24 protein-coding genes, 1 tRNA gene and 1 other RNA gene are annotated in these 20,492 nt (G+C 56.9%); 18 read left to right on the top strand and 8 right to left on the bottom strand.

All coding sequences use genetic code 11. The annotated features are described in order from the left end of the window. Positions 1-104: 104 nt before the first annotated feature. From I9187_RS12975 to I9187_RS12940, 8 genes are all read left to right on the top strand, one after another. Entirely contained in the window at positions 105-1,505 is a 1,401-nt protein-coding gene (locus I9187_RS12975) for a selenium-binding protein SBP56-related protein (RefSeq protein WP_171173884.1), read from the top strand. 13 nt (positions 1,506-1,518) lie between these two features. After that, complete coding sequence (locus I9187_RS12970) at positions 1,519-2,172, top strand: hypothetical protein (RefSeq protein WP_171173882.1); 654 nt, start codon at positions 1,519-1,521, stop codon at positions 2,170-2,172. 59 nt (positions 2,173-2,231) lie between these two features. Further along, a complete protein-coding gene (locus tag I9187_RS12965) occupies positions 2,232-2,882 on the top strand; it encodes a TenA family protein (protein ID WP_171173880.1) in 651 nt (216 codons plus the stop codon). A 17-nt stretch (positions 2,883-2,899) separates the two neighbouring features. Next, complete coding sequence (locus I9187_RS12960; protein WP_171173878.1) at positions 2,900-3,262, top strand: DUF4345 family protein; 363 nt, start codon at positions 2,900-2,902, stop codon at positions 3,260-3,262. A 36-nt stretch (positions 3,263-3,298) separates the two neighbouring features. Further along, positions 3,299-3,646, top strand: a transfer-messenger RNA (tmRNA) gene (gene ssrA / locus I9187_RS12955). A 100-nt stretch (positions 3,647-3,746) separates the two neighbouring features. Next, on the top strand, positions 3,747-4,178 hold the full coding sequence (locus I9187_RS12950) for a nuclear transport factor 2 family protein (RefSeq protein WP_171173876.1): 432 nt from the start codon (positions 3,747-3,749) through the stop codon (positions 4,176-4,178). A gap of 235 nt (positions 4,179-4,413) precedes the next feature. Then, positions 4,414-5,667 carry a chromate efflux transporter gene (gene chrA / locus I9187_RS12945; RefSeq protein WP_209940220.1) on the top strand — a complete coding sequence of 418 codons (1,254 nt, stop codon included), beginning with the start codon at positions 4,414-4,416 and terminating at the stop codon, positions 5,665-5,667. A 76-nt stretch (positions 5,668-5,743) separates the two neighbouring features. Further along, complete coding sequence (locus tag I9187_RS12940; protein ID WP_171173874.1) at positions 5,744-6,202, top strand: ClpXP protease specificity-enhancing factor SspB; 459 nt, start codon at positions 5,744-5,746, stop codon at positions 6,200-6,202. Positions 6,203-6,226: 24 nt separating this feature from the next. On the opposite strand, the gene I9187_RS12935 is transcribed toward I9187_RS12940, so the two are convergent. Further along, entirely contained in the window at positions 6,227-6,790 is a 564-nt protein-coding gene (locus tag I9187_RS12935) for a hypothetical protein (RefSeq protein ID WP_171173872.1), read from the bottom strand. A gap of 206 nt (positions 6,791-6,996) precedes the next feature. On the opposite strand from I9187_RS12935, the gene fumC reads away from it, so the two are divergent. From fumC to I9187_RS12920, 3 genes are read left to right on the top strand one after another with little or no spacing between them, the layout of a single operon-like run. Then, entirely contained in the window at positions 6,997-8,391 is a 1,395-nt protein-coding gene (gene fumC, locus I9187_RS12930; RefSeq protein WP_171173870.1) for a class II fumarate hydratase, read from the top strand. Then, complete coding sequence (locus I9187_RS12925; RefSeq protein WP_171173868.1) at positions 8,391-8,567, top strand: DUF4169 family protein; 177 nt, start codon at positions 8,391-8,393, stop codon at positions 8,565-8,567. Before fumC ends, I9187_RS12925 begins: the two co-directional genes overlap by 1 nt. Then, positions 8,564-8,785, top strand: a complete 222-nt coding sequence (locus tag I9187_RS12920; protein WP_171173865.1) for a ribbon-helix-helix domain-containing protein — start codon at positions 8,564-8,566, stop codon at positions 8,783-8,785. The genes I9187_RS12925 and I9187_RS12920 overlap by 4 nt, the downstream gene beginning before the upstream one ends. 285 nt (positions 8,786-9,070) lie before the next feature. Here I9187_RS12920 and I9187_RS12915 read toward each other — a convergent pair. Continuing rightward, positions 9,071-9,156: transfer RNA gene (locus I9187_RS12915), tRNA-Leu, on the bottom strand. A 148-nt stretch (positions 9,157-9,304) separates the two neighbouring features. Between I9187_RS12915 and I9187_RS12910 the strand changes: the two genes are divergently transcribed. Together I9187_RS12910 and I9187_RS12905 are read left to right on the top strand one after the other, a co-directional pair. Continuing rightward, positions 9,305-9,883: a YqaA family protein gene (locus I9187_RS12910; RefSeq protein WP_171090199.1), complete on the top strand. Its 579-nt coding sequence runs from the start codon at positions 9,305-9,307 to the stop codon at positions 9,881-9,883. Then, on the top strand, positions 9,880-10,347 hold the full coding sequence (locus I9187_RS12905) for a disulfide bond formation protein B (protein WP_171173863.1): 468 nt from the start codon (positions 9,880-9,882) through the stop codon (positions 10,345-10,347). Before I9187_RS12910 ends, I9187_RS12905 begins: the two co-directional genes overlap by 4 nt. On the opposite strand, the gene I9187_RS12900 is transcribed toward I9187_RS12905, so the two are convergent. After that, positions 10,344-10,931: an HNH endonuclease gene (locus I9187_RS12900; RefSeq protein WP_171090203.1), complete on the bottom strand. Its 588-nt coding sequence runs from the start codon at positions 10,929-10,931 to the stop codon at positions 10,344-10,346. The two genes, I9187_RS12905 and I9187_RS12900, sit on opposite strands and share 4 nt — an antisense overlap. A 213-nt stretch (positions 10,932-11,144) precedes the next feature. Between I9187_RS12900 and I9187_RS12895 the strand changes: the two genes are divergently transcribed. Together I9187_RS12895 and I9187_RS12890 are read left to right on the top strand one after the other, a co-directional pair. Next, positions 11,145-11,750 carry an rRNA large subunit pseudouridine synthase E gene (locus tag I9187_RS12895; protein ID WP_171176161.1) on the top strand — a complete coding sequence of 202 codons (606 nt, stop codon included), beginning with the start codon at positions 11,145-11,147 and terminating at the stop codon, positions 11,748-11,750. 32 nt (positions 11,751-11,782) lie between these two features. Beyond that, positions 11,783-12,208, top strand: a complete 426-nt coding sequence (locus I9187_RS12890) for a VOC family protein (RefSeq protein WP_171173861.1) — start codon at positions 11,783-11,785, stop codon at positions 12,206-12,208. A 45-nt stretch (positions 12,209-12,253) separates the two neighbouring features. Here the strand turns inward: I9187_RS12890 and I9187_RS12885 are convergent, their stop codons facing one another. Together I9187_RS12885 and I9187_RS12880 are read right to left on the bottom strand one after the other, a co-directional pair. Continuing rightward, on the bottom strand, positions 12,254-12,919 hold the full coding sequence (locus I9187_RS12885; protein WP_209509281.1) for an alpha/beta fold hydrolase: 666 nt from the start codon (positions 12,917-12,919) through the stop codon (positions 12,254-12,256). Beyond that, the gene (locus tag I9187_RS12880) at positions 12,916-13,548 is read right to left on the bottom strand and encodes a DNA-3-methyladenine glycosylase 2 family protein (protein WP_171176158.1); all 633 of its coding nucleotides are present in this window, start codon (positions 13,546-13,548) and stop codon (positions 12,916-12,918) included. The genes I9187_RS12885 and I9187_RS12880 overlap by 4 nt, the downstream gene beginning before the upstream one ends. A 97-nt stretch (positions 13,549-13,645) precedes the next feature. Here I9187_RS12880 and I9187_RS12875 point away from each other — a divergent pair, with 97 nt between their 5' ends. Next, on the top strand, positions 13,646-14,872 hold the full coding sequence (locus I9187_RS12875; protein WP_171234331.1) for an MFS transporter: 1,227 nt from the start codon (positions 13,646-13,648) through the stop codon (positions 14,870-14,872). Here I9187_RS12875 and I9187_RS12870 read toward each other — a convergent pair whose 3' ends face one another. From I9187_RS12870 to cysS, 3 genes are read right to left on the bottom strand one after another with little or no spacing between them, the layout of a single operon-like run. Further along, positions 14,873-15,649, bottom strand: coding sequence for a squalene/phytoene synthase family protein (locus I9187_RS12870; protein ID WP_171176156.1), 777 nt, complete (start codon positions 15,647-15,649; stop codon positions 14,873-14,875). A gap of 2 nt (positions 15,650-15,651) precedes the next feature. Next, positions 15,652-17,286 carry a citramalate synthase gene (gene cimA / locus I9187_RS12865; RefSeq protein WP_171173855.1) on the bottom strand — a complete coding sequence of 545 codons (1,635 nt, stop codon included), beginning with the start codon at positions 17,284-17,286 and terminating at the stop codon, positions 15,652-15,654. Further along, the gene (gene cysS, locus I9187_RS12860; protein WP_171173853.1) at positions 17,283-18,683 is read right to left on the bottom strand and encodes a cysteine--tRNA ligase; all 1,401 of its coding nucleotides are present in this window, start codon (positions 18,681-18,683) and stop codon (positions 17,283-17,285) included. The genes cimA and cysS overlap by 4 nt, the downstream gene beginning before the upstream one ends. Before the next feature lie 218 nt (positions 18,684-18,901). Between cysS and I9187_RS12855 the strand changes: the two genes are divergently transcribed. Next, positions 18,902-19,246: an MmcQ/YjbR family DNA-binding protein gene (locus tag I9187_RS12855; protein ID WP_171173849.1), complete on the top strand. Its 345-nt coding sequence runs from the start codon at positions 18,902-18,904 to the stop codon at positions 19,244-19,246. 57 nt (positions 19,247-19,303) lie between these two features. Continuing rightward, complete coding sequence (locus tag I9187_RS12850; protein ID WP_209940214.1) at positions 19,304-20,491, top strand: pyridoxal phosphate-dependent aminotransferase; 1,188 nt, start codon at positions 19,304-19,306, stop codon at positions 20,489-20,491. Position 20,492: the final 1 nt, after the last annotated feature.

Below are 20,492 nucleotides of genomic sequence, written 5' to 3'. Positions count from 1 at the left end.
AACGCAACCAGAACGAAAGGCAGACGAGCAGGTAGAATGTCACCCGGCGACAAGACCGGAACTCTCAATATGAATTGAAGACCAATGACTTACGGGAGGACGTTATGAATACAAGACCGGACCCAACCTTTTATCCATCCGCCAAACTGGCAATGGAGGGCCCCACCGAAACGCTTGCTTTCACCTTGATGCTAAGCCCTGATTTTTCGCAACCAGACGGGCTGGCGGTTGTGAATGTCGATCCGACATCTGACGACTTCGGAAAGATCGTGCATCAGGTAATAATGCCTGAGAAAGGTGATGAGTTTCACCATTTCGGTTGGAATGCATGTTCGTCCGCCCTGTCGCCGCTGACCGGGCACGCGTTTCTAGAGCGACGTTATCTAATCATCCCCGGCATTCGGTCCAGCAGGATTTACGTCATTGACGTCAAAAACCCGCTTGAGGCGAAGATCCACAAGATTATCGAACCCGAAGAAGTCTTTGCAAAGACTGGATATTCACGCCCGCATACGATCCATTGCGGGCCTGAGGGCATCTATGTCAGTACTCTGGGCGGCGGTGGCGCGGATGGTACCGACGGACCTCCGGGCATCTTCATTATGGATTGCGAAAGCTTCGAGATCATCGGGCGTTATGAGATCGAGCGTGGCGTGCAGGACAAGCACTATGATTTCTGGTGGAATCTACCGCGCGACTACATGGTCAGTTCCGAATGGGGTCTGCCGCCGCAATTCGAGAACGGTATCGTGGCTGAGGACCTGCTGTCGAATAAATACGGCCATCGCATACATTTCTGGAACCTGCGCAACCGGACCAATATCCAAACCATCGATCTGGGAGAAAATCACCAGATGGCGCTGGAAATCCGCCCGGCCCATGATCCGATCAAGCAATACGGGTTCTGCGGGGTTGTTGTCGATACCACCAATCTGCAAGGTGCGATCTTTACATGGTGGCGCAATGACGACGGCACATTCGAGGCCAAGAAAACCATTACAATCGATCCGCAACCGGCCGACCCGGACGATCTGCCAGACCTGCTCAAGGGTTTTTCAGCTGTTCCGCCATTGGTCACCGATATCGACCTAAGTCTCGACGACAAATACCTCTATGTTGCTTGCTGGGGTACCGGAGAGATGCACCAATATGATGTCTCGGACCCAATGAACCCGACTCTGGCTGGCAAAGTAGAGATTGGTGGTATCGTCAAGAAAACCAAGCACCCGAACGGTCAGGATTTCGGCTATGGTCCGCAAATGGTTGAAATCAGCCGTGACGGAAAACGCGTCTACTGGACCAATTCGCTTTATTCCACATGGGATGATCAGTTCTATCCGGGCGAGCGCGGCGCGGCGATGGTCAAGGCTGATGTTGGAGAGAACGGAGGGCTGACGCTGGATCCGAATTTCTGGGTGGAGTTCCCCAAAGGCTATCGCAGCCATCAGATAAGGTTAGAGGGCGGAGACTGTTCAACCGACAGCTTCTGTTACCCGTCGGTCTGAATTGGAGGTCTTGATGACATCAACGGCTGGCCTCTGGCTGGCCGTTGTTCTCAGCGGCGCCTATCACGGGTTGAATCCGGGCATGGGCTGGCCGCTGGCTGTTTCTTCCGCCTTGATGGAGCAACGCCCGTCTGCGCTCTGGCAAGCGCTGGCGGCTTTGGCAGGCGGGCATTTTGTGGCCATGCTGGGGGTCTTGCTGCCTTTCGCCCTGATGGCGGTTCTGGTCGACTATCAGAAAGAAATCCGAATTGGTGCCGCGTTGATCGTGATCGGGATGGGTTTATACATCGCGATCACCCGTCGTCACCCCCGTTTCCTGTCACGGATTCCCCCCAGCAAGCTGGCTCTTTGGTCCTTCCTTGTGGCCCTCGCGCATGGGGCCGCGCTTATGCTGGTTCCAATCTATCTGGGGCTGTGTGCCGTAGATGAACTGGATGCTGGCCATCAAGCGATTTCTCAGATCATGACAACAAACACCCTGCTGGTTCTGGGCGTCGCCGCGCTGCACACTGCTGCCATGGTTCTGGGCGGCGGTCTGCTGGCCTTTGCTGTCTATCGCTGGCTGGGCCTGCAGGTTCTGTCGCGCAGTTGGTTTAACCTCGAACTCATCTGGGCGATAAGTCTGATATTGGTGGGCGGTCTTGGTCTTTGGTCGGCGCTTGGTTGATCTTGTACTTTGATTTGAAACGCGCTTTGTCTGCGGAAAGACAAATACGGAGCTTCAGAATGCAGGACCAAACCCGCCCAACCGAAATGCTGCGTCTCGGCAGAAGTGACGATTGGCAAGCCGCCACCACCCATGCCTTTACGCGCGAACTGTCGGACGGCACCCTGCCCGAGGACAAGATGCGCTGGTACCTTCAGCAGGATTATCAGTTCGTCGACGGCTTTGTGCGCCTGCTTGCAAGTGCAATTGCGCATGCCCCAACCCTGGGCGACAGCGTGCCTGCCGCTCAGTTTCTCGCGGTGATCACAGGCCCCGAGAACACTTATTTCCTGCGTGCGATGGAGGCTTTGGGCACAGAACCCAGCACCCAGCCTGCCCCTGCCACACGGGCGTTTCAGGACCTGATGGCCGAGGCCGTGGCCTCGGGCCGTTATCAGAACATGCTGGCGGTGCTGGTCGTTGCAGAATGGGTTTACCTTAGCTGGGCCAGCCCGGAAAACCCACCCAAAGACGACCTGCCCTTCTGGTTTGCCGAATGGATCACGCTACATGCAGGTGAAGGATTCGAAAGCGTGGTCGAATACCTGCGTGGACAGCTGGATAAGGTTTGGCAAACGCTGAATACGGCAGAACAGGCCGAGGTCACGCGTTTGTTCCATCGTGCGGTCGAACTGGAACGCGATTTCTTCGACGCCGCCTACGCGGCCTGAATCACAAGGGGGCTGGTATGGTCACAACATTGAACGTCATCGCTGCCTTGCTGACCGTTGGGTTCGGCGCGTTTGGATTTCTGGCCCCGGCCCACACTGCGTCGGCCCTTGATCTGGCCCCGACCAACAGCACGATGGGCTTATCTGAGATGCGCGCCTCGGTCGGAGGGCTGTTTGTCGTCACCGGACTTGCCGTGATCTGGCTGAATAACCCGATGGCCTATGTGATGCTGGGCGTTGTTTATGCTGGGGCGGCATTGGGCCGGTTCGTGTCGATTGCACTTGATAACCCACCTCTGACCAAGGCGTTGATCTTTGGGGGAATCGAGCTGGTTCTAGCCGTTTGGCTGATAGCTGCAAACATTAACAAGACAACTTAACCAATTGGGGTTACTACATAGATCTGGATGCAATCGGAGTTTGCATCTCTCCATCTCCTCACCTATATATGGGATGTCCTTCGGGACTATGGACATAAACGCGCTCGTAATAAGCGGATCGGACCCGGGGGCGGTACCCGGCGGCTCCACCAACCATCCTTCGTTTGGGGATTTTGGGGCCGAAATAGGATCGACGAACGTCTAAAGGGGTTAGCTTTGTCTCGGCTGTCTGCCACCGTTATCGGCGAAACTAGTACAATTGCAAACGACAATCGTGCTCCGGTTGCAGTTGCTGCGTAAGCAGTAACAAGACCGAAATCTAAGCCCTTGCGCCTAGCCGCGTAAGGCGGGGTTCGCAGGTACCTGGCAACAGAAACCTGCATTATTCCCCGAAATGTCTGACGTTATTTCCCTTTTTAGGGCGCATTCAGAGTTTGTTCATTTCTGAGTGTCATCGTGCCCTCACTTGGACAGGAGAGCTGGAATGACAAATTCAGAGATACTCAGAAAGTGGTATTCCGAAGTTTGGGAACACGGAAACACCGAGGCAATCGATCAGTATTTTGCACCTGAAACAATGGCCGAAGGGTTGATTCCCGAAATGCAGGTCGGGGCTGATGACTTCCGCGATCTGGTCACTGCTTTCCGCCATATTCTGGGCGACATCAAGGTCGAGCTGCCCAAGATCATTGAAAATGGGGATTGGGTGTCAGCCATTTTGAATGTTCGCACTTTCCGCGCCGATAACGGCGCGCCTTTGGAGGTCACCGGTCAGGTGATGGCTCGGTTCAAAGGCGACAAGATGGTTGAAGCCTATAATCACTTTGATTTCATCTCGTTCTTTGAAGAGTTGGGCCAGTTCCCATCCGACACCCTGCCCGTGTGCATGACAGGGCAGCGTCTGGACTGGGCCTGACCCCAAACCAATCTTGACCCCAATCGCGCTTGCACGTTAGCAAGCGCCATGGGGTCCAAGTGCGAACACCCAAGGCGGTGCCGCAAGTTTCGCATCTTTCGACACTTGCAGGATTTCATGTTGTGACTTGGCCGCCCGATACTACACAGCAGATCCTGATAGCCTTGAGTGTTTTCAACGGCTCCAGTTTCGGGATCGGGTCAAAGATTTCGGATCTTGCGACGTGAGCAAGACCATGACGCCGTCGATTAAAGACCTCATCCGGGTTTTTGGCAGGATCGGGCTGCTGTCCTTTGGGGGTCCGGCTGCGCAAATATCCCTGATGCATCAGGAACTTGTCGAGCGCCGACCATGGCTTGATGAACAGACCTACCTGCGCGCCCTGTCACTTTGCATGTTGCTACCGGGTCCGGAGGCGATGCAACTGGCCACCTATGCCGGTTGGCGCCTGCGCGGCGTAACAGGCGGGCTGATCGCCGGCAGTTTGTTTGTCTTGCCCGGCGCTTTGGTTATTGCGGTATTGGTCGCGCTATATTCCACGTTTGGCGATGTTCCGTTGGTCCAATCCGCCTTTGTTGGCATCAAAGCAACGGTTATTATGATCGTCTTGCAGGCGCTGCGCAATCTCTCGCGTAAAGCCTTAATGGACAAAGACCACCGAATAATCGCCGCACTGTCTTTCGCTTCCATTTTTCTGCTGAACCTGCCTTTTCCCTTGATCATTCTTGCCGCTGCGCTTTGGGGATATGCGACGTTTCGTGGCCCAACGGAACCGCCTGGCCCAGTTCAGCCATCGCACCTGAAACGATCACTCAAAACAGTTGCTATCTGGTTGCCGCTTTGGCTTGGACCATTGTTCGCGCTGACCCTCAGCGGGCATCAACTGCTCAGCGATTTGGGCTGGTTCTTTGCGCGACTGGCCGTCGTCACCTTTGGCGGCGCTTATGCGGTGCTGGCCTATATGACGCAGACGGTTGTGGATCAGTACCACTGGATCAGCACAGATCAAATGATCGACGGATTGGGTCTTGCGGAAACGACACCCGGCCCCCTGATCCTTGTCACCCAATTTGTTGCAATGCTTGCCGGTGAACTTAGCGGAGGCTTCAGCTTGGCGTTGGCGGCCGGTGCAGTTGCGCTCTGGGCGACTTTTGCGCCCTGTTTTCTATGGATCTTCCTGGCCGCCCCGTATCTGGACCGGCTTGCCACGCGCCCGCGCCTGTCTGCGGCCCTTCACGGCATCACTGCTGCCGTTGTCGGCGTGATTCTCAACCTTTCCGTGTGGTTCGCCCTGAACGTTCTATTCGAATCAGTGCCAAACATATCCTGGGGACCGCTGGCAATACCTGCCCCACAGCTTTCCCAGTTAAATTTTGCTGCGTTGGGCTTAACCGCTCTGGCTGGAGTCTTGATATTTCGACTAAAATTGGGGATGGGCACGGTGTTGACCCTGATGTCCATCGCGGGGCTGGTCACTCACAATATCTGATCAATCCGGTCATACCCGCTCTTTCGTTTCCGAACAAAAGCCCTATGCTGGGCATAACCACTTTTGAGGATCACACATGTCGCAAGGCATCGATTACGGCAACCTGATGCACTCCGCCATGCGCGGGCTTATCAAGAAAGTGCTGACAGATGTTTCCGAAACCGGATTACCCGGTGCACATCATTTCTTCATTACCTTCGACACGCGCGAGGACGGTGTGGATATCGCCGACTGGTTGCGCGAACGTTATCCGGAAGAAATGACGATTGTCATGCAGCATTGGTTCGAAAACCTCGAGGTTGGTGAAACCGGCTTTGCCATCACTCTGAATTTCGGTGATGCGCCCGAACCGCTTTATATCCCCTACGCCGCGATCAAGACGTTTGTTGACCCCTCTGTGGAGTTCGGCCTGCGCTTTGAGAGCCCTGAGGACGATATGGATGACGATCATATCGCAGAAGAGACGATTGAAGTCGAAGAAGAAGAACCACACCACGACGCAGACGTTGTGTCACTGGACAGCTTCCGCAAATAGACCTCAACCCCGCCACGCGCGGGGTTATTTCTTTTGTAGGAAAGTCTCGACCGACCGTGATTTCACACCTTCGATGAAGCGAGAGAACGACAAGTTCAACCCGCCTTCTGCAAGCGTACGATCGTATTGCTGCAATTCGTACCCGCCATCCAAATCAATGAACAAGGAATAAACTGTCAACGTATCACCAACGATTCGACCCCAAACAAAAGGCTCCCCTTTCATCGGGTCCAACGGTACTTCGTGGCCAAACACATTGCGCTTCATTGCGGCTGAAAACAAATCCCCACGCCCCGAAGGCACAAAGTCGATTGAGAACTTTTGGTTCTTTACACGCCCGTCCAGCTTATAGGTTGTGGTACGCCAGCTCACATTAAAACCGTCTTCGGTTTCGAAAATAGAAACGCTCATATCCCGCGGGGTAGAGGTGCCATCAGCATCCACAACGTTTGCAGACCCAATGTAATCCCCGACAAACGGCGCAATGTCCGCCGCGCGCGCGGACACGCTGAACACGGACAACCAAACCATGCACACCGCAAAGACCGCGACGGCTTTGGCTAGTGCAAATCTATGGAAATTTGGCATTTTGTCCTCCACGGGATTCACCTTTCTATTGTAGCTCAGAGGGGGCTGCGCACAATGGCACAATCCATCTCTTTCTCATTAAAGTGACGCACCCCGGCACCTATACCTTTGGTACGCCTGAGTTTAAGGTGCGCCCAACTGGCCGATTGCGTCATGGCTTTGCTGCGGCTAAACGGCATACAACTGCATACCAGACGGAGTGACAGATGTCTCAGACCCGCACCGAATCCGACAGCTTTGGCCCGCTAGAGGTCCCTGCCGACAAGTATTGGGGCGCACAAACGCAGCGTTCGATCATGAATTTCCCTATTGGCTGGGAAAAACAGCCCGTCGCTATCGTACGCGCGCTGGGCGTGATCAAAAAAGCCTGCGCCATGCAGAACAAGGCCACTGGCAAGCTGGACGCCAAGATCGCCGACGCAATCATACAAGCCGCAGGTGAAGTGATCGAAGGCAAGTTTGACGACAACTTCCCGCTGGTTGTCTGGCAGACGGGTTCGGGCACGCAATCAAATATGAACTCGAACGAGGTCATCGCAAACCGCGCCATCGAAATTTTGGGTGGTGTGATTGGTTCAAAAGACCCAGTGCATCCGAACGATCACTGCAACATGGGTCAATCTTCGAACGACACCTTCCCCACCGCCATGCATGTGGCAACCGCGACCAGCGTGCGTGACGTGCTGCTTCCGGGGCTCGAGAGACTTGCCTCGGGGCTGGAACAGAAGGCCGAAGAGTTCAAAGACATCATCAAGATCGGTCGGACCCACACGCAGGACGCGACGCCTCTGACGCTGGGACAGGAATTCAGCGGTTACGCTCATCAAATCCGTCAGGGAATTGCCCGCGTTCACGCGGCGATGCCTGGGATTTACGAACTGGCGCAAGGCGGTACCGCTGTTGGCACAGGACTGAACACCCAGCACGGTTGGGGCGAGGCCGTCGCAGGACATATGGCCGATATCACCGGCCTGCCCTTCGTCACCGCGCCAAACAAGTTCGAAGCATTGGCGGCCCATGACGCCATGGTCTTCCTGTCCGGTGCTTTGGCGACGATTGCAGGCAGCTGCTACAAAATCGCCAATGATATCCGTTTCCTGGGCTCCGGCCCGCGGTCGGGTCTGGGCGAATTGATCTTGCCCGAGAACGAACCCGGTTCGTCGATCATGCCCGGCAAGGTGAACCCGACACAGGCCGAAGCGTTGACCCAAGTCGCCGCCCACGTGATGGGCAACAACGCTGCGATGACTTTCGCAGGCAGCCAAGGTCATTTCGAGCTGAACGTCTACAACCCGATGATGTCCTACAACTTGTTGCAATCGATCCAACTGCTGGGTGATGCCTCTGACAGCTTTACCGAGCGGATGTTGATGGGAATCAAGGCCAACGAGCCACGCATAGACAAGCTGATGAAGGAATCGCTGATGCTGGTGACAGCGCTGGCACCGACTATCGGTTACGACAACGCCACCACCGTGGCCAAGACCGCGCATAAGAATGGCACAACACTCAAGGAAGAGGCCATCGCGCTGGGTTTTGTGGATGAGGCGACCTTTGACGCCGTCGTCCGCCCGGAACAGATGATCGGTCCGAAAGACTAATGGGCAAGCCGGTTAACCTGAACCGGTATCGTAAAGAAAAAGCGCGGGCTGAAAAGAAAGCCCGCGCAGATCAGAATGCTGTCGCTTTCGGACGCACCAAGGCCGAGAAAGAAATCGTCAAGTTCGAACGGGACAAGCTGAAGCGCGAACTCGACAAGCGCGAGTTAGACGAATGAGCGGCCGCCCAATCAAACGCTCTCTGACACTCAAGGGTCACCGAACATCCGTGTCGCTTGAAGATGAATTCTGGCGAGCTTTCCGCGACATAGCTGCTGAAAAAAGTATTCCGATCAATGTTTTGGCCGCTGAAATTGATGTTGCACGCGATCCTACAACCGGTCTTGCATCGGCTATTCGGGTCTTCATTCTGAAATGGTATCAGAACAAGGTCTGAAGCATATGTCCGGCTTCGCCTTTGACCATGAAGTTAAAACGTGCGGTGCACAATTGAAGCACAGCGCCGTAATTGTTTCCTTGTTCCCCTGACTCGTTTTCTTGGACCGCTCAGATTTTAGGCGTTGAAGAAAACCACACCAAATCGTTGCCGCTTCGTTTTTTGCACCCAAGTTTTCGCATGGCAGATCAATCGCGCGTTTCAAGGCAGCGCATCAAAAGCCATGACAACAAAGCGACGCAACTATCTGATCACGAGAAACAAATAGCAGGTTAAAAGAAAATGTGGTGCCCAAGGAGAGACTCGAACTCTCACGCCCGTGAAGGCGGGGGATTTTGAATCCCCTGCGTCTACCATTCCGCCACTTGGGCCACGGACACTGGATTAGCGCCCAAGCGCGGGAAGGTCCAGAGGCAAAAAACATCCCATATTCCATTTGTTTCAATCTGGGCGGTTGACGGTCCGTCAGGTGCATGGTTTGCCTTCTTGGGGCCGCTAAACGGGATTTGAGTACTGTATATGTTACGATCGCTTTATGACTGGACCATTCGTCTGGCCGAACACCCTCATGCCCTGTGGGCCTTGGCCATCGTCGCCTTTATCGAAAGCTCTTTTTTTCCGATTCCTCCTGACGTCCTGATGATTCCGATGATTCTAGCGCGTCCATCGCGCGCCTGGTTGATTGCGACCGTCGCGTTGGTGGCTTCGGTGTTGGGCGGGATGCTGGGATATGCGATTGGAGCGTTTTTCTATGAAAGCATCGGCCAGCCCATTCTGGAATCCATGGGCAAGGCACACGCGATGGAAGAATTTAACACCCGATTTAACGATTTCGGGTTCTGGGCTGTGCTGGCTGCGGGCGTCACGCCCTTCCCCTACAAGGTCATCACCATCATGTCCGGCTGGACCGGAATGCCGCTGGGCACCTTCATCGCCACATCGATTCTGGCGCGTGCCATGCGATTCTTTCTGGTTGCCGGCCTGCTTTGGGGCTTTGGCGAACCGATCCGGGACTTTATCGAAAAGCGTCTGGGTCTTATGTTCACGCTGTTCATCATCCTACTCTTTGGCGGATTCGTGGCGGTTAAATATTTATGACAAAACAATCCGGACTTGTGGCTCTGGCCACGATTGGTTCAGCAACCCTTTTGTTGGCGGCGTTCGGCTTTCAGCATTTGGGCGGGCTTGCACCGTGCAAGATGTGCATCTGGCAGCGCTACCCGCACGCAGTGGCTATCGCGATCGGTGCGGTTGCGCTGGCATTGCCAAGATTTAGTATCCTGCCGTTGCTGGGTGCAGCTGCGGCTGCAACAACCGCGGCCATCGGCGTTTTTCACGCTGGCGTAGAACAAGGCTGGTGGGAAGGCCCCAGCAGCTGCACCTCGGGCGATATCAGTGGGTTGAGCACCGATGACCTGTTCGATCAGATCATGAATGCGCCGCTGGTGCGCTGTGACGATATCCCGTGGGAGATGTTCGGTATCTCGATGGCAGGGTGGAACGCCATCGCTTCGGCAGTGCTGATGCTGATCTGGATCGCGGCCTGGCGGGCGCGCGCTTAAAACTCGTCCAGTTCCGCATCCCAATACAGGAAGTCGATCCAGCTTTCGTGCAGGTGGTTCGGCGGGAACTTCCGACCGATATTGCGCAGAGCCTCAGCATCAGGCTGACGCGGTGGTTTGCGCAATGTCATCCCCGCCTGACGCAGCGATTTGGACCCTTTGCGCAGGTTGCAGGGGCTACAGGCCGCCACCACGTTCTGCCAGCTGGTCACGCCGCCTGCCGCGCGTGGGACCACGTGGTCAAATGTCAGGTTGTCGCGGCTGCCGCAGTACTGGCAGCGGAATTCATCCCGCAAAAATAAATTAAAGCGCGTGAAGGCCACGCGCTTTCTGGGTTTTACATAGTCTTTCAAAACAACGACCGAGGGTATTCGGATTTCGGTGCTCGGGCTTCGGACGACCTCGTCATATTCGGCCACGATGTCGACCCGATCCAGCCAGGCCGCTTTGATCGCCTCTTGCCAGGGCCACAATGACAGCGGGTAGTAGGACAAGGGGCGGTAATCGGCGTTCAAAACCAGGGCCGGGTGTTGTTTGAGCATACCCGGCTCTCTTACAAATTCGGTCCTGAAATCTCCGTCCATCACAGAATCGCTCCTCGCTCTCGGCTGCCCGTTTGTGACACCAGAGCGGAGAGCACCCGCCCCGGCCTTAAGATAACTATATATCGTGTTAAAACTCTGACAAGCCCTGATTTTCCACAATATGTCGCAGACTGGGTAAGCCGAATCTGTGACAGTCACATGACAGTTATCCACAACTTGCACCGGGTGCGTCCTTCGGGCTATGGACGGGTCATGTCTTGGTTCATTCGCTTCAACAAACCATATGACGTGCTGCCGCAGTTTACCGACCGCGCCAATGCCGAAAGCCCGCGCAGCACGCTGTCCGATTTCATCGACCTGCCTGGCGTTTATCCCGCTGGTCGTTTGGATCGTGACAGCGAAGGTTTGATGCTGCTGACTGATCACGGAAAACTTCAGGCTCAGATATCAGATCCAAAGCACAAGATGGCAAAGACCTATTGGGTTCAGGTCGAAGGCATCCCTGATGAGGCCGCTTTGAAAGCGTTACGGAACGGGGTTGAGTTGAAGGACGGCCAGACGCGCCCCGCAAAGGTACGGCAGATTGATGAGCCCGAGGGGCTCTGGCCTCGCATCCCACCTATCCGAGAACGAAAAAGCGTACCCGACAGTTGGCTGGAACTGACCATCCGAGAGGGCAAGAACCGGCAGGTGCGGCGCATGACGGCGGCAGTGGGTCTGCCAACCCTGCGCCTGATCCGCTATCGTATCGGAGACTGGACACTGGATGATCTGGGGCCCGGTCAATGGGACAGCCTGCCGATGCCCACCTTGAACACCGCTCCGCAACGCAAACGTGACCGACGTCCGCGCCGGTGACAAAACCCGCCCTTTTCTGTTATACTTGGGGCATGAAACTCACACCAGATATCCCGGCCCCTTCGGCCATTCTGGAGGCCGCGCTTTACGCAGACAATCTGGATGCGGCGGAACAGTTTTATAGCGAGGTTTTAGGGCTTGAGCGTATTCAGCGCATCAACAACCGCCATGTATTTTACCGCATCGGCGGATCTGTTCTGCTTATCTTTAACCCCAACCAAACAGAACAGCCGCCCCTCAACCCTGACATGCCTGTCCCACCTCATGGTGCGCGCGGCCCCGGACATGTGTGTCTTGTTTTGTCACGCGATGAAATCACAGTGATGCGCAAACACCTGCTGGATTGGAACATCCCCGTGGATGCCGAGTTTGACTGGCCCGGCGGTGCACGGTCTTTGTACGTGCGCGACCCGGCGGGAAACTCGATCGAGTTTGCCGAAGCGCATCTTTGGTCTTGATCTTGCACGGAACACCAAGGCGTTCCGCTGATCTGGATGGTAAAGTTAAAGGCTCAGCTTGTCGCGCATGAAAGCCAGCGCGACGCTCAAACCATCGGGGGCAATGCCATGGCCGATGCCTTTCATGACATGCGCGTATATCTCTTTGAAATCCGCAGCCTGCAGGGCTTCAGCGGCCTCGGGCAGCGATTGCGGTGGCACGACGTCGTCCGCATCACCATGCACAAGTAGGACCGGCATCCGGCTGACAGTTTCGTCGGGCAGAAGATCGGGTTCCAACAACCGGCCAGAAAAGGCGACGATCCCAGCCACGGGGTCTTCGCGGCGCGGCGCAACGTGCAGGCTCATCATAGTGCCCTGGCTGAAGCCAAACAGCACAACCTGCTCGGGCAGTACATCTTCGTCCACCATCAGGGCGTCCAGAAAGGCGTTGAAGTCCTCAACCGCCATTTCCATACCCCGGCGCGACTCTTCTTCGGACGACCCATCGATCCAAGGAATCGGGAACCACTGAAAGCCGTTCGGCATCCCCGGAATCTGCTCGGGTGCATCTGGGGCTACAAACAGAGTATCGGGCAAATGCTCGCCCAACGGATCGGCCAACCCCAGCAGGTCGGCGCCGTTTGCGCCATAGCCATGCACGAACACCACGACTGATCGCGTGTCACCAGAAACAGGCTCTTTCCTAAGCGCATTCAAAACCCGTGTCATCTGATCCCTTCTCTTTGTTTATCAACCCGGTAATAGGCCCACAGCACCCGCGCCGCAACCGAGCGCCACGGCGACCACGCTTCGGCCATTTGGCGCAGTTCCTTGTCCGTGGGGCGTTTGGGCAGGTCATAGAGGACACGCGCGGCCTCTTGCAGCGCCAGATCACCGGGTGCGATCACATCGGCGCGGCCCAGGGAAAACATCGCATAAATCTCGGCCGTCCAGACGCCGATCCCGGACACCTGCGTCAAAGTTTTAACCACCTCGTCGTCAGGCGCGTCGCGCAATGCTTTGAAGTCAATGCGCGCCTCAGCCAACGCCCGTGCATAGCGGATCTTCTGACGGCTTAGACCCACGGCGCGCAGATCTTCATCTGTGGCCCACATAATCTTGCGTGGACCGGTCAGTTTCGCGTCCTGCAACCGTTTCCAGATTGCACGCGCGGCAGCTACGCTGACCTGCTGGCTGACAATAGCGCTGAGCAGTTGTGCGAAACCATCGGGGCGGCGGCGCAGAGGCAAAGGGCCAGTTTGTTCGATGGCATAGGCCATGCGCGGGCAAGTTTGCGCCAGCCATTCGGCGCCTTCGGCCACGCAATCTGGCGTTTCGATGATGCGGCCTACGGACATGCGGCCTCCCTGCTCGGTGTTCATGGGCACGTTAGGCGCATGTGCCGCAGATGCAAGCCGCTTGTACCCCAAAGGCTTAGCCGATAACCATTCGCCCATGACAATGACCTCAACCCTTCCAGACGACCGTCAGGCCAAGCGCAACGTAGCTGTTTTGGTGGCCGCACAGGCCATTCTGGGTGCACAGATGCCCATGATGTTCATTGTCGGGGGGCTGGCAGGCCAATCGTTGGCCTCAAACCCTTGCCTTGCGACATTGCCCATTTCCTTGATTGTTCTGGGTTCCATGCTAGCGGCCACGCCGATCTCGGCGATCATGCAGCGCTGGGGCCGTCGTGCCGGATTCCTTGTTGGAGCAACCGCTGGCGCGTTAGGTGGGCTGATCGGAGCTTACGGCTTGTTCCTTGGCTCTTTCCCTATCTTCCTTGTTGGCAGCCTGCTGACAGGTATCTACATGAGCGCACACGGGTTCTATAGGTTCGCTGCGGCGGACACAGCGTCAGACGCGTACCGCCCTAAGGCCATTTCATACGTGATGGCCGGGGGACTGGCTGCGGCGATTATCGGCCCACAAATCGTGAAACTCACCTCTCAGGCCTATGTCATTCCGTTTCTGGGCACCTATCTGGCTGTGATCGGGATTAACGTTCTGGGCTCTGGCCTGTTCTTCTTTCTCGACATCCCAACACCACCAAAACCCACAGAGAACGAACCCAAAGGACGTTCACGGCTTGAGTTGCTGAAAACACCACGTATCGCAGTCGCGGTCATCTGTGCGATGGTGTCTTACGCCCTGATGAATCTTGTAATGACCTCGACCCCGCTGGCCGTCGTTGGGTGCGGATTCTCGGCCAACGACGCAGCGGATATCGTTACAAGCCACGTGTTGGCCATGTACATCCCTAGTTTCTTTACCGGCCATCTGATCGCCCGCTTCGGGGTAGAGAAGATCGTGGCACTAGGCCTTGCCATTTTAGCAAGCGCCGGGGTTGTTGCTTTGCAAGGGGTTGAACTTGGGAACTTCTTCCTCGCCCTTGTTCTGCTGGGCATCGGGTGGAACTTTGGCTTTATCGGCGCGACTTCGATGCTGGCAGACTCGCATGACCCGCAAGAGCGTGGCCGGATGCAGGGTCTGAACGACCTGCTGGTTTTCGGAGGTGTCACATTGGCGTCGCTGGCGTCGGGCGGGTTGATGAACTGCTCGGGCGGCTCTGCGATCGAAGGCTGGACAGCGGTTAACCTGGCCATGGTTCCGTTGCTAACATTAGCGGGTGGCGCGTTGCTGTGGCTGGTGCTGCGTCCCGCCGACCCGGAACGGGCCTGATCACCAGCGCCCACTGCTGACCGTCCACATCAGGGACAAGCGTTGCCGCATTTCGCCCGGTATCAAACTGCCAGAAGCAACACGTTCAGGCCGCGCAACAGCCTCTTTCAACGCCCATTCAGCCAACCACCCTGCCGCAAGCGCTGGACGGGCTTCGACAGAGATCGCAACCCGGTTTGCCCGGGCCTTGTTAAGACGCTCCAGCGCAGATTGCGCAAGGGTTTGCACACCTTCCGGGGTGCCGTCCAACAAAGGTATCCGACCCCTGTTTTCCAGCTCGGGGGTCGCGCGAAGCCAGTTTGCAACACCAACGGCATAACCAAAATCGCGCAACACATCCTCGTCCGCGACACCCAGCGCTTGAGCAGAGGCCACAAACAAAGACCCCGCGCTATGGTTGATATAAGCGTCAAAGTGTTCCTGGCCTTCAAACGGATCCCGATAAATATCCCAACGCCTTACAGCCACATATTCATCCAGAACACCGGCCAGATGAGGCGAAAGCACACGCGATAAGGGCGTTACAACTTCATGCCGTCGCACAGTGGCGCCTTCGGCAATCTCTTGCAAAGCGTCGCGCCACCATTGCAGCCGCATCTCGGCAATCATCGGTTCTTGCGTGACCCAGGGCGCGCGCGCCACTTCGACGTTCAACGCGTATAACGGGAACAGAACGGCACGGGCCGCCACCGGGGCTGCCATTGCGGCACGGAACCGGTCAGGATCAGCCCGTTGCACCAGCGCGGCACAGGCTTTGACGTCGTCGTCAAAGACCACGCTCACTCAGCTGCTGCCTTCTGCGGATCGCAATCGCGCACCAGTTTCCACTGAATCGCATCCAGCAAAGCCTCGAACGATGCATCGACTATGTTCGCGCTGACGCCCACGGTAGACCAGTGCCGCCCCTGCCCGTCTTCGCTGTCGATGATGACACGCGTGACCGCTTCGGTCCCGCCTTGTGTGATCCGCACCTTGAAGTCGACCAGTCGCATATCTGACAGGACTTGCGAATACCGCCCCAAATCTTTGGCCAAGGCTTTGGCCAGAGCGTTCACAGGCCCCCGGTCACTGCCGGAATCGTCCATGGACTCGCTGACGGACAGCTTCTTTTCACCGTCCACTTTCACGACCACAACAGCCTCGGACAGGCTGACCATCTTGTTGTACTTGTTCTTCCGCCGCTCAACCGTGACCTTGTAGCGTTTGACTTCAAAGAACTCGGGCAGTTGTCCCAGCTCGTCCCGCGCCAACAGTTCGAAACTGGCTTGCGCAGTATCATAGGAATACCCATCCGCTTCACGCAGTTTGATCCGTTCAAGGATCCGACCGAGCGCGGGATCACCCGCCTCGACGCTCAACCCGGCTTCGGTCAGACGTTTGCGCAGGTTCGACTGCCCGGCCTGGTTCGACATTGGAATGATGCGTGAGTTGCCCACACTTGCAGGCTCGACATGTTCATAGGTCGATGGGTCCTTGAGGATCGCACTGGCATGCAGTCCGGCCTTATGCGCAAAGGCAGACGCCCCCACATAGGCCGCCTGCTTGCTGGGAACCCGGTTCAGAACGTCATCCAACATCCGGCTGATACGGGTCAGCCCCGCCAGAGCATCCAGGCTGACGCCGGTTTCAAACTGCGAAGCATAGGGTTCCTTCAGCAGCAGCGTCGGGATCAAAGCGGTTAGGTTGGCATTCCCGCAACGCTCGCCCAAACCGTTCAGGGTGCCCTGAATTTGGCGCGCACCTGCTTCTACGGCCGCCAGGGAACAGGCCACCGCGTTCTCGGTGTCGTTATGTGTGTGAATACCCAACCGATCACCGGGCAGACCTGCTGCGATCACGTCTGATACGATCCGCCCAACGTCCGACGGCAAAGCGCCTCCATTTGTGTCGCACAGGACCACCCAACGCGCGCCAGCGTCCAGCGCGGCGCGGCAGACCGCGACCGCATAATCCGGGTTGTCCTTGTAGCCGTCAAAGAAATGTTCGGCATCAAACAGCGCTTCGCGACCCTGCGCCACGATATGTGCGACCGAGGCACGGACGTTCTCGACATTGTCCTCAAGCGAGATCCCCAGCGCATGGGTCACGTGATAGTCGTGCGATTTGCCCACCAGACAGACGGCCTGCGTGCCCGCATTCATCACGGCTGCAAGCACATCATCATTCTCGGCCGAGCGCCCTGCCCGCTTGGTCATTCCAAACGCCGTCAGACGGGCTGAGGTCTTCGGAGCAACCTCGAAAAACGCGCTGTCGGTGGGGTTCGCACCGGGCCAGCCGCCTTCGATATAATCCACTCCCAAAGTATCCAGAGCCTGAGCGATCTGCACCTTTTCGGCGGTGGAGAACTGAACGCCCTGCGTTTGTTGCCCATCGCGCAGGGTGGTGTCGTAGAGGTAGAGGCGTTCTTTGGTCATAAGACCTCCTCCAACTTGGAGGCATCAAACCCGGCACCGGGCACCAGTTCCACACCTTCCTTGCTCATGCGCACTTCAAGCCCTGCCGCGATATACGCGGCCTTGAGGCGGTCAACTTCCGAGAAGTCCTTGTTCTGCATGGCGGACGCCCGTGCGTTGGCCAAACGGTCAGCATGTGCAGTCAAGTCAACAGATGCCGTATCCGCCCACGCGCCCATCTCTGGCAGCAACAGCCCCAGCAACTGCGCGCTCGCCAACAGACCCTCTGCGTCACCGTCCGATGCAAGACGGTACAACTCGGTCATTGCACCTGCAGTGTTCAGATCATCGCTCAGTGCCACCACCACCGCAGGTGCCGCGCTGGCGGCGGGCTCGACGCCCGCTGTCAGCGCCCGCCACTTGCGCAACGTCGCCTCAGCCTCACGCGCCTTTTTCTCAGTCCAGTCCATCGGCTTGCGATAGTGGGTCTGCAGAAACACAAACCGGATCACCTCACCCGGCACGCCTTGTTCCAACAGATCGTGCACGGTGAAGAAATTGCCCAGCGATTTGGACATTTTCTTCCCTTCGACCTGCAGCATCTCATTGTGCAGCCAAACCCGCGCAAACTCACCTTGCGGGTGCGCGCAGCAGCTTTGGGCGATCTCGTTCTCGTGGTGCGGGAACATCAGGTCGTTGCCGCCGCCGTGAATGTCAAAGCTCTCGCCCAGCAACTCATAGCTCATGGCCGAGCATTCAATGTGCCAACCAGGACGCCCCCGACCCCACGGGCTGTCCCAACCCGGCAGTTCGTCGGTTGACGGCTTCCACAACACGAAATCCATCGGGTTCTTTTTGTAGGGTGCCACCTCGACCCGAGCGCCTGCGATCATGTCATCGACCGAGCGGCCCGACAGCTTGCCATAGCCCTCTTTCCAACTGTCGACGGCAAACAGCACGTGGCCCTCGGCGGCATAGGCATGGCCCTTAACGATCAGATCCTCGATCATTGCAATCATCTGGTCAATGTATTGGGTCGCACGCGGCATCTCGTTGGGTTCAAGAGTTCCCAAAGCGCCCATATCGTGCAGATACCAGCCGATGGTTTCGTCAGATCGTTCCTGTACCAACTGCTCTAACGAGCCTTCCGCGCCCGCCTTTTTACGCGCCAGCGCGGTGGCGTTGATCTTGTCGTCGACGTCGGTGAAATTGCGCACATAAGTCACGTGATCCGCGCCATAGACATGACGCAGCAGGCGGTACAGCACATCAAACACCACCACCGGGCGGGCATTGCCCAGATGCGCGCGGTCATAGACCGTCGGACCACAGACATACATCCGCACATTTTCAGGGTCGATCGGAGCGAAGTCTTCCTTCGTCCGCGTCCGTGTGTTGTGCAGCTTGATCGTCGTCATCGGTCGGGCTCCTCAGAAACAGCATGTGCTTGCGCGTTGGCGCGGGCTTAGCAACTTGTCTCAGGGATGAAAACGAAAGAAACCGGCCCGCTTGATAAATCAGCAGGTAGTGCAGCAGATAATGATGCAGGTCATCGGGTTCATGTCCTTCGGTTAGCACGGGTTGATCCTCAAGCCAAGTATTGAGTTTGCGCGCCGCCTCCGTCACCGTGCGGACCATGGACCGAGATTACGTCAATGCGATTTGCAAGGAATTCCCCGGGGCCGCGTTGTCGGACCCCTGGGGCGGCGGGCACGGTGCGTGGAAAATCGGTGGCAAGATGTTTGCCTGCATCGGTACGGCAAATGACGGGGTTTCTGTCAAAACGCCCGACGCGGAAACGGCCCAGATGGTGATTGATGCCGGTGTGGGGGTGAAAGCCCCCTATTTCCACCGCAGTTGGGTGCGCCTTCCGTTTGATGCTGATCCTGAGGAACTGCGCCACCGCCTGACGGTGTCATACGACATTGTCCGGGCATCGCTGACTAAAAAGCTGCAAGCGACATTGCCGCCGCGAAGCTGATTGACAAAGCTCTGCCGCTCTGTCCCATTCAGCCAAAAGCTATCCCGGAGCAGTGGTATGAAACTCTCTAAACGCATCACGCAGATTACAGGCGGCGGCAGCGACGGCTGGGACGTGTTCTATCGGGCCCGTCGGATGCTGAGCGAAGGTCAGGCCGTGACCGAGTTGACCATCGGCGAACATGACATCCGAACCGATCCATCGATCCTGCATGCCATGGACCTGTCCGCCCGCGAAGGACATACGGGTTATGCCATGGTGCCCGGAACAGATCTTCTGCGCGACACAGTGGCGGCACGGGTGCAAACGCGGACGGGCGTCCCAACAACGCGCAACAACGTTATGATCACACCCGGCGGCCAGTCTGCGCTGTTTGCGGCCCATATGGCAGTTTGTGATCCCGGTGATGTGGGGCTGTTCCTAGATCCCTATTACGCCACCTATCCCGGAACGATTCGCGGGGTCGGAGCAGTTGCCCGCGCAATTCAGACCGCAGCAGAAGACGCCTTTCAGCCCTGCGCCGAACGGATCGATGCTGCGGCTGACGGTGCTGTTTCACTTTTGATCAACACACCAAACAATCCAACCGGGGTTGTTTATTCCCGCCAATCGCTTGAAGACGTTTCCGAAATTTGCCAGCGACGCGACCTGTGGCTGATCTCGGATGAAGTCTATGACACGCAGGTTTGGCAGGGAGAACACCTGTCGCCGCGCGCTCTACCCGGTATGGAGGATCGGACGCTTGTCATTGGTTCCATGTCCAAATCCCATGCCATGACGGGATCGCGCTGTGGTTGGATTGTCGGCCCCGAAGAGGTCATCGCCCATCTGATCAATCTGGCCACCCACACAACCTATGGCGTACCAGGCTTCATACAGGACGCGTCCAGTTATGCTCTGACCGCAGGACACGAGCTGGAGGAAAAGATCGCCGCCCCGTTTCGTCGTCGACGTTCACAGGCCGTGGCGATTCTTCAGGATCAATCCACCGTTGGCCTGGTGCCCGCACAGGGGGCGATGTACCTGATGCTGGACGTGCGCAAGACCGGGTTGTCCGGGGAAAGTTTTGCCAATGCTTTGTTGGACACGCACAACATTGCCGTCATGCCCGGAGAAAGCTTTGGCTCAGCCGCCGCCGGGCATGTTCGGGTGGCCATGACTGTTGAAGACAACCGTTTCGCTAGCGCACTGAAAACGCTGTGCTCTTTTGCCGAACAGCTCGCGCAGCGTCACGCTGCGGAATAGT

The organism is Ruegeria sp. HKCCE4148 (genome assembly GCF_017872495.1).
In the GTDB taxonomy this organism is placed as follows: domain Bacteria; phylum Pseudomonadota; class Alphaproteobacteria; order Rhodobacterales; family Rhodobacteraceae; genus Ruegeria.
This window is presented reverse-complemented; position numbering and strand designations above follow the sequence as displayed.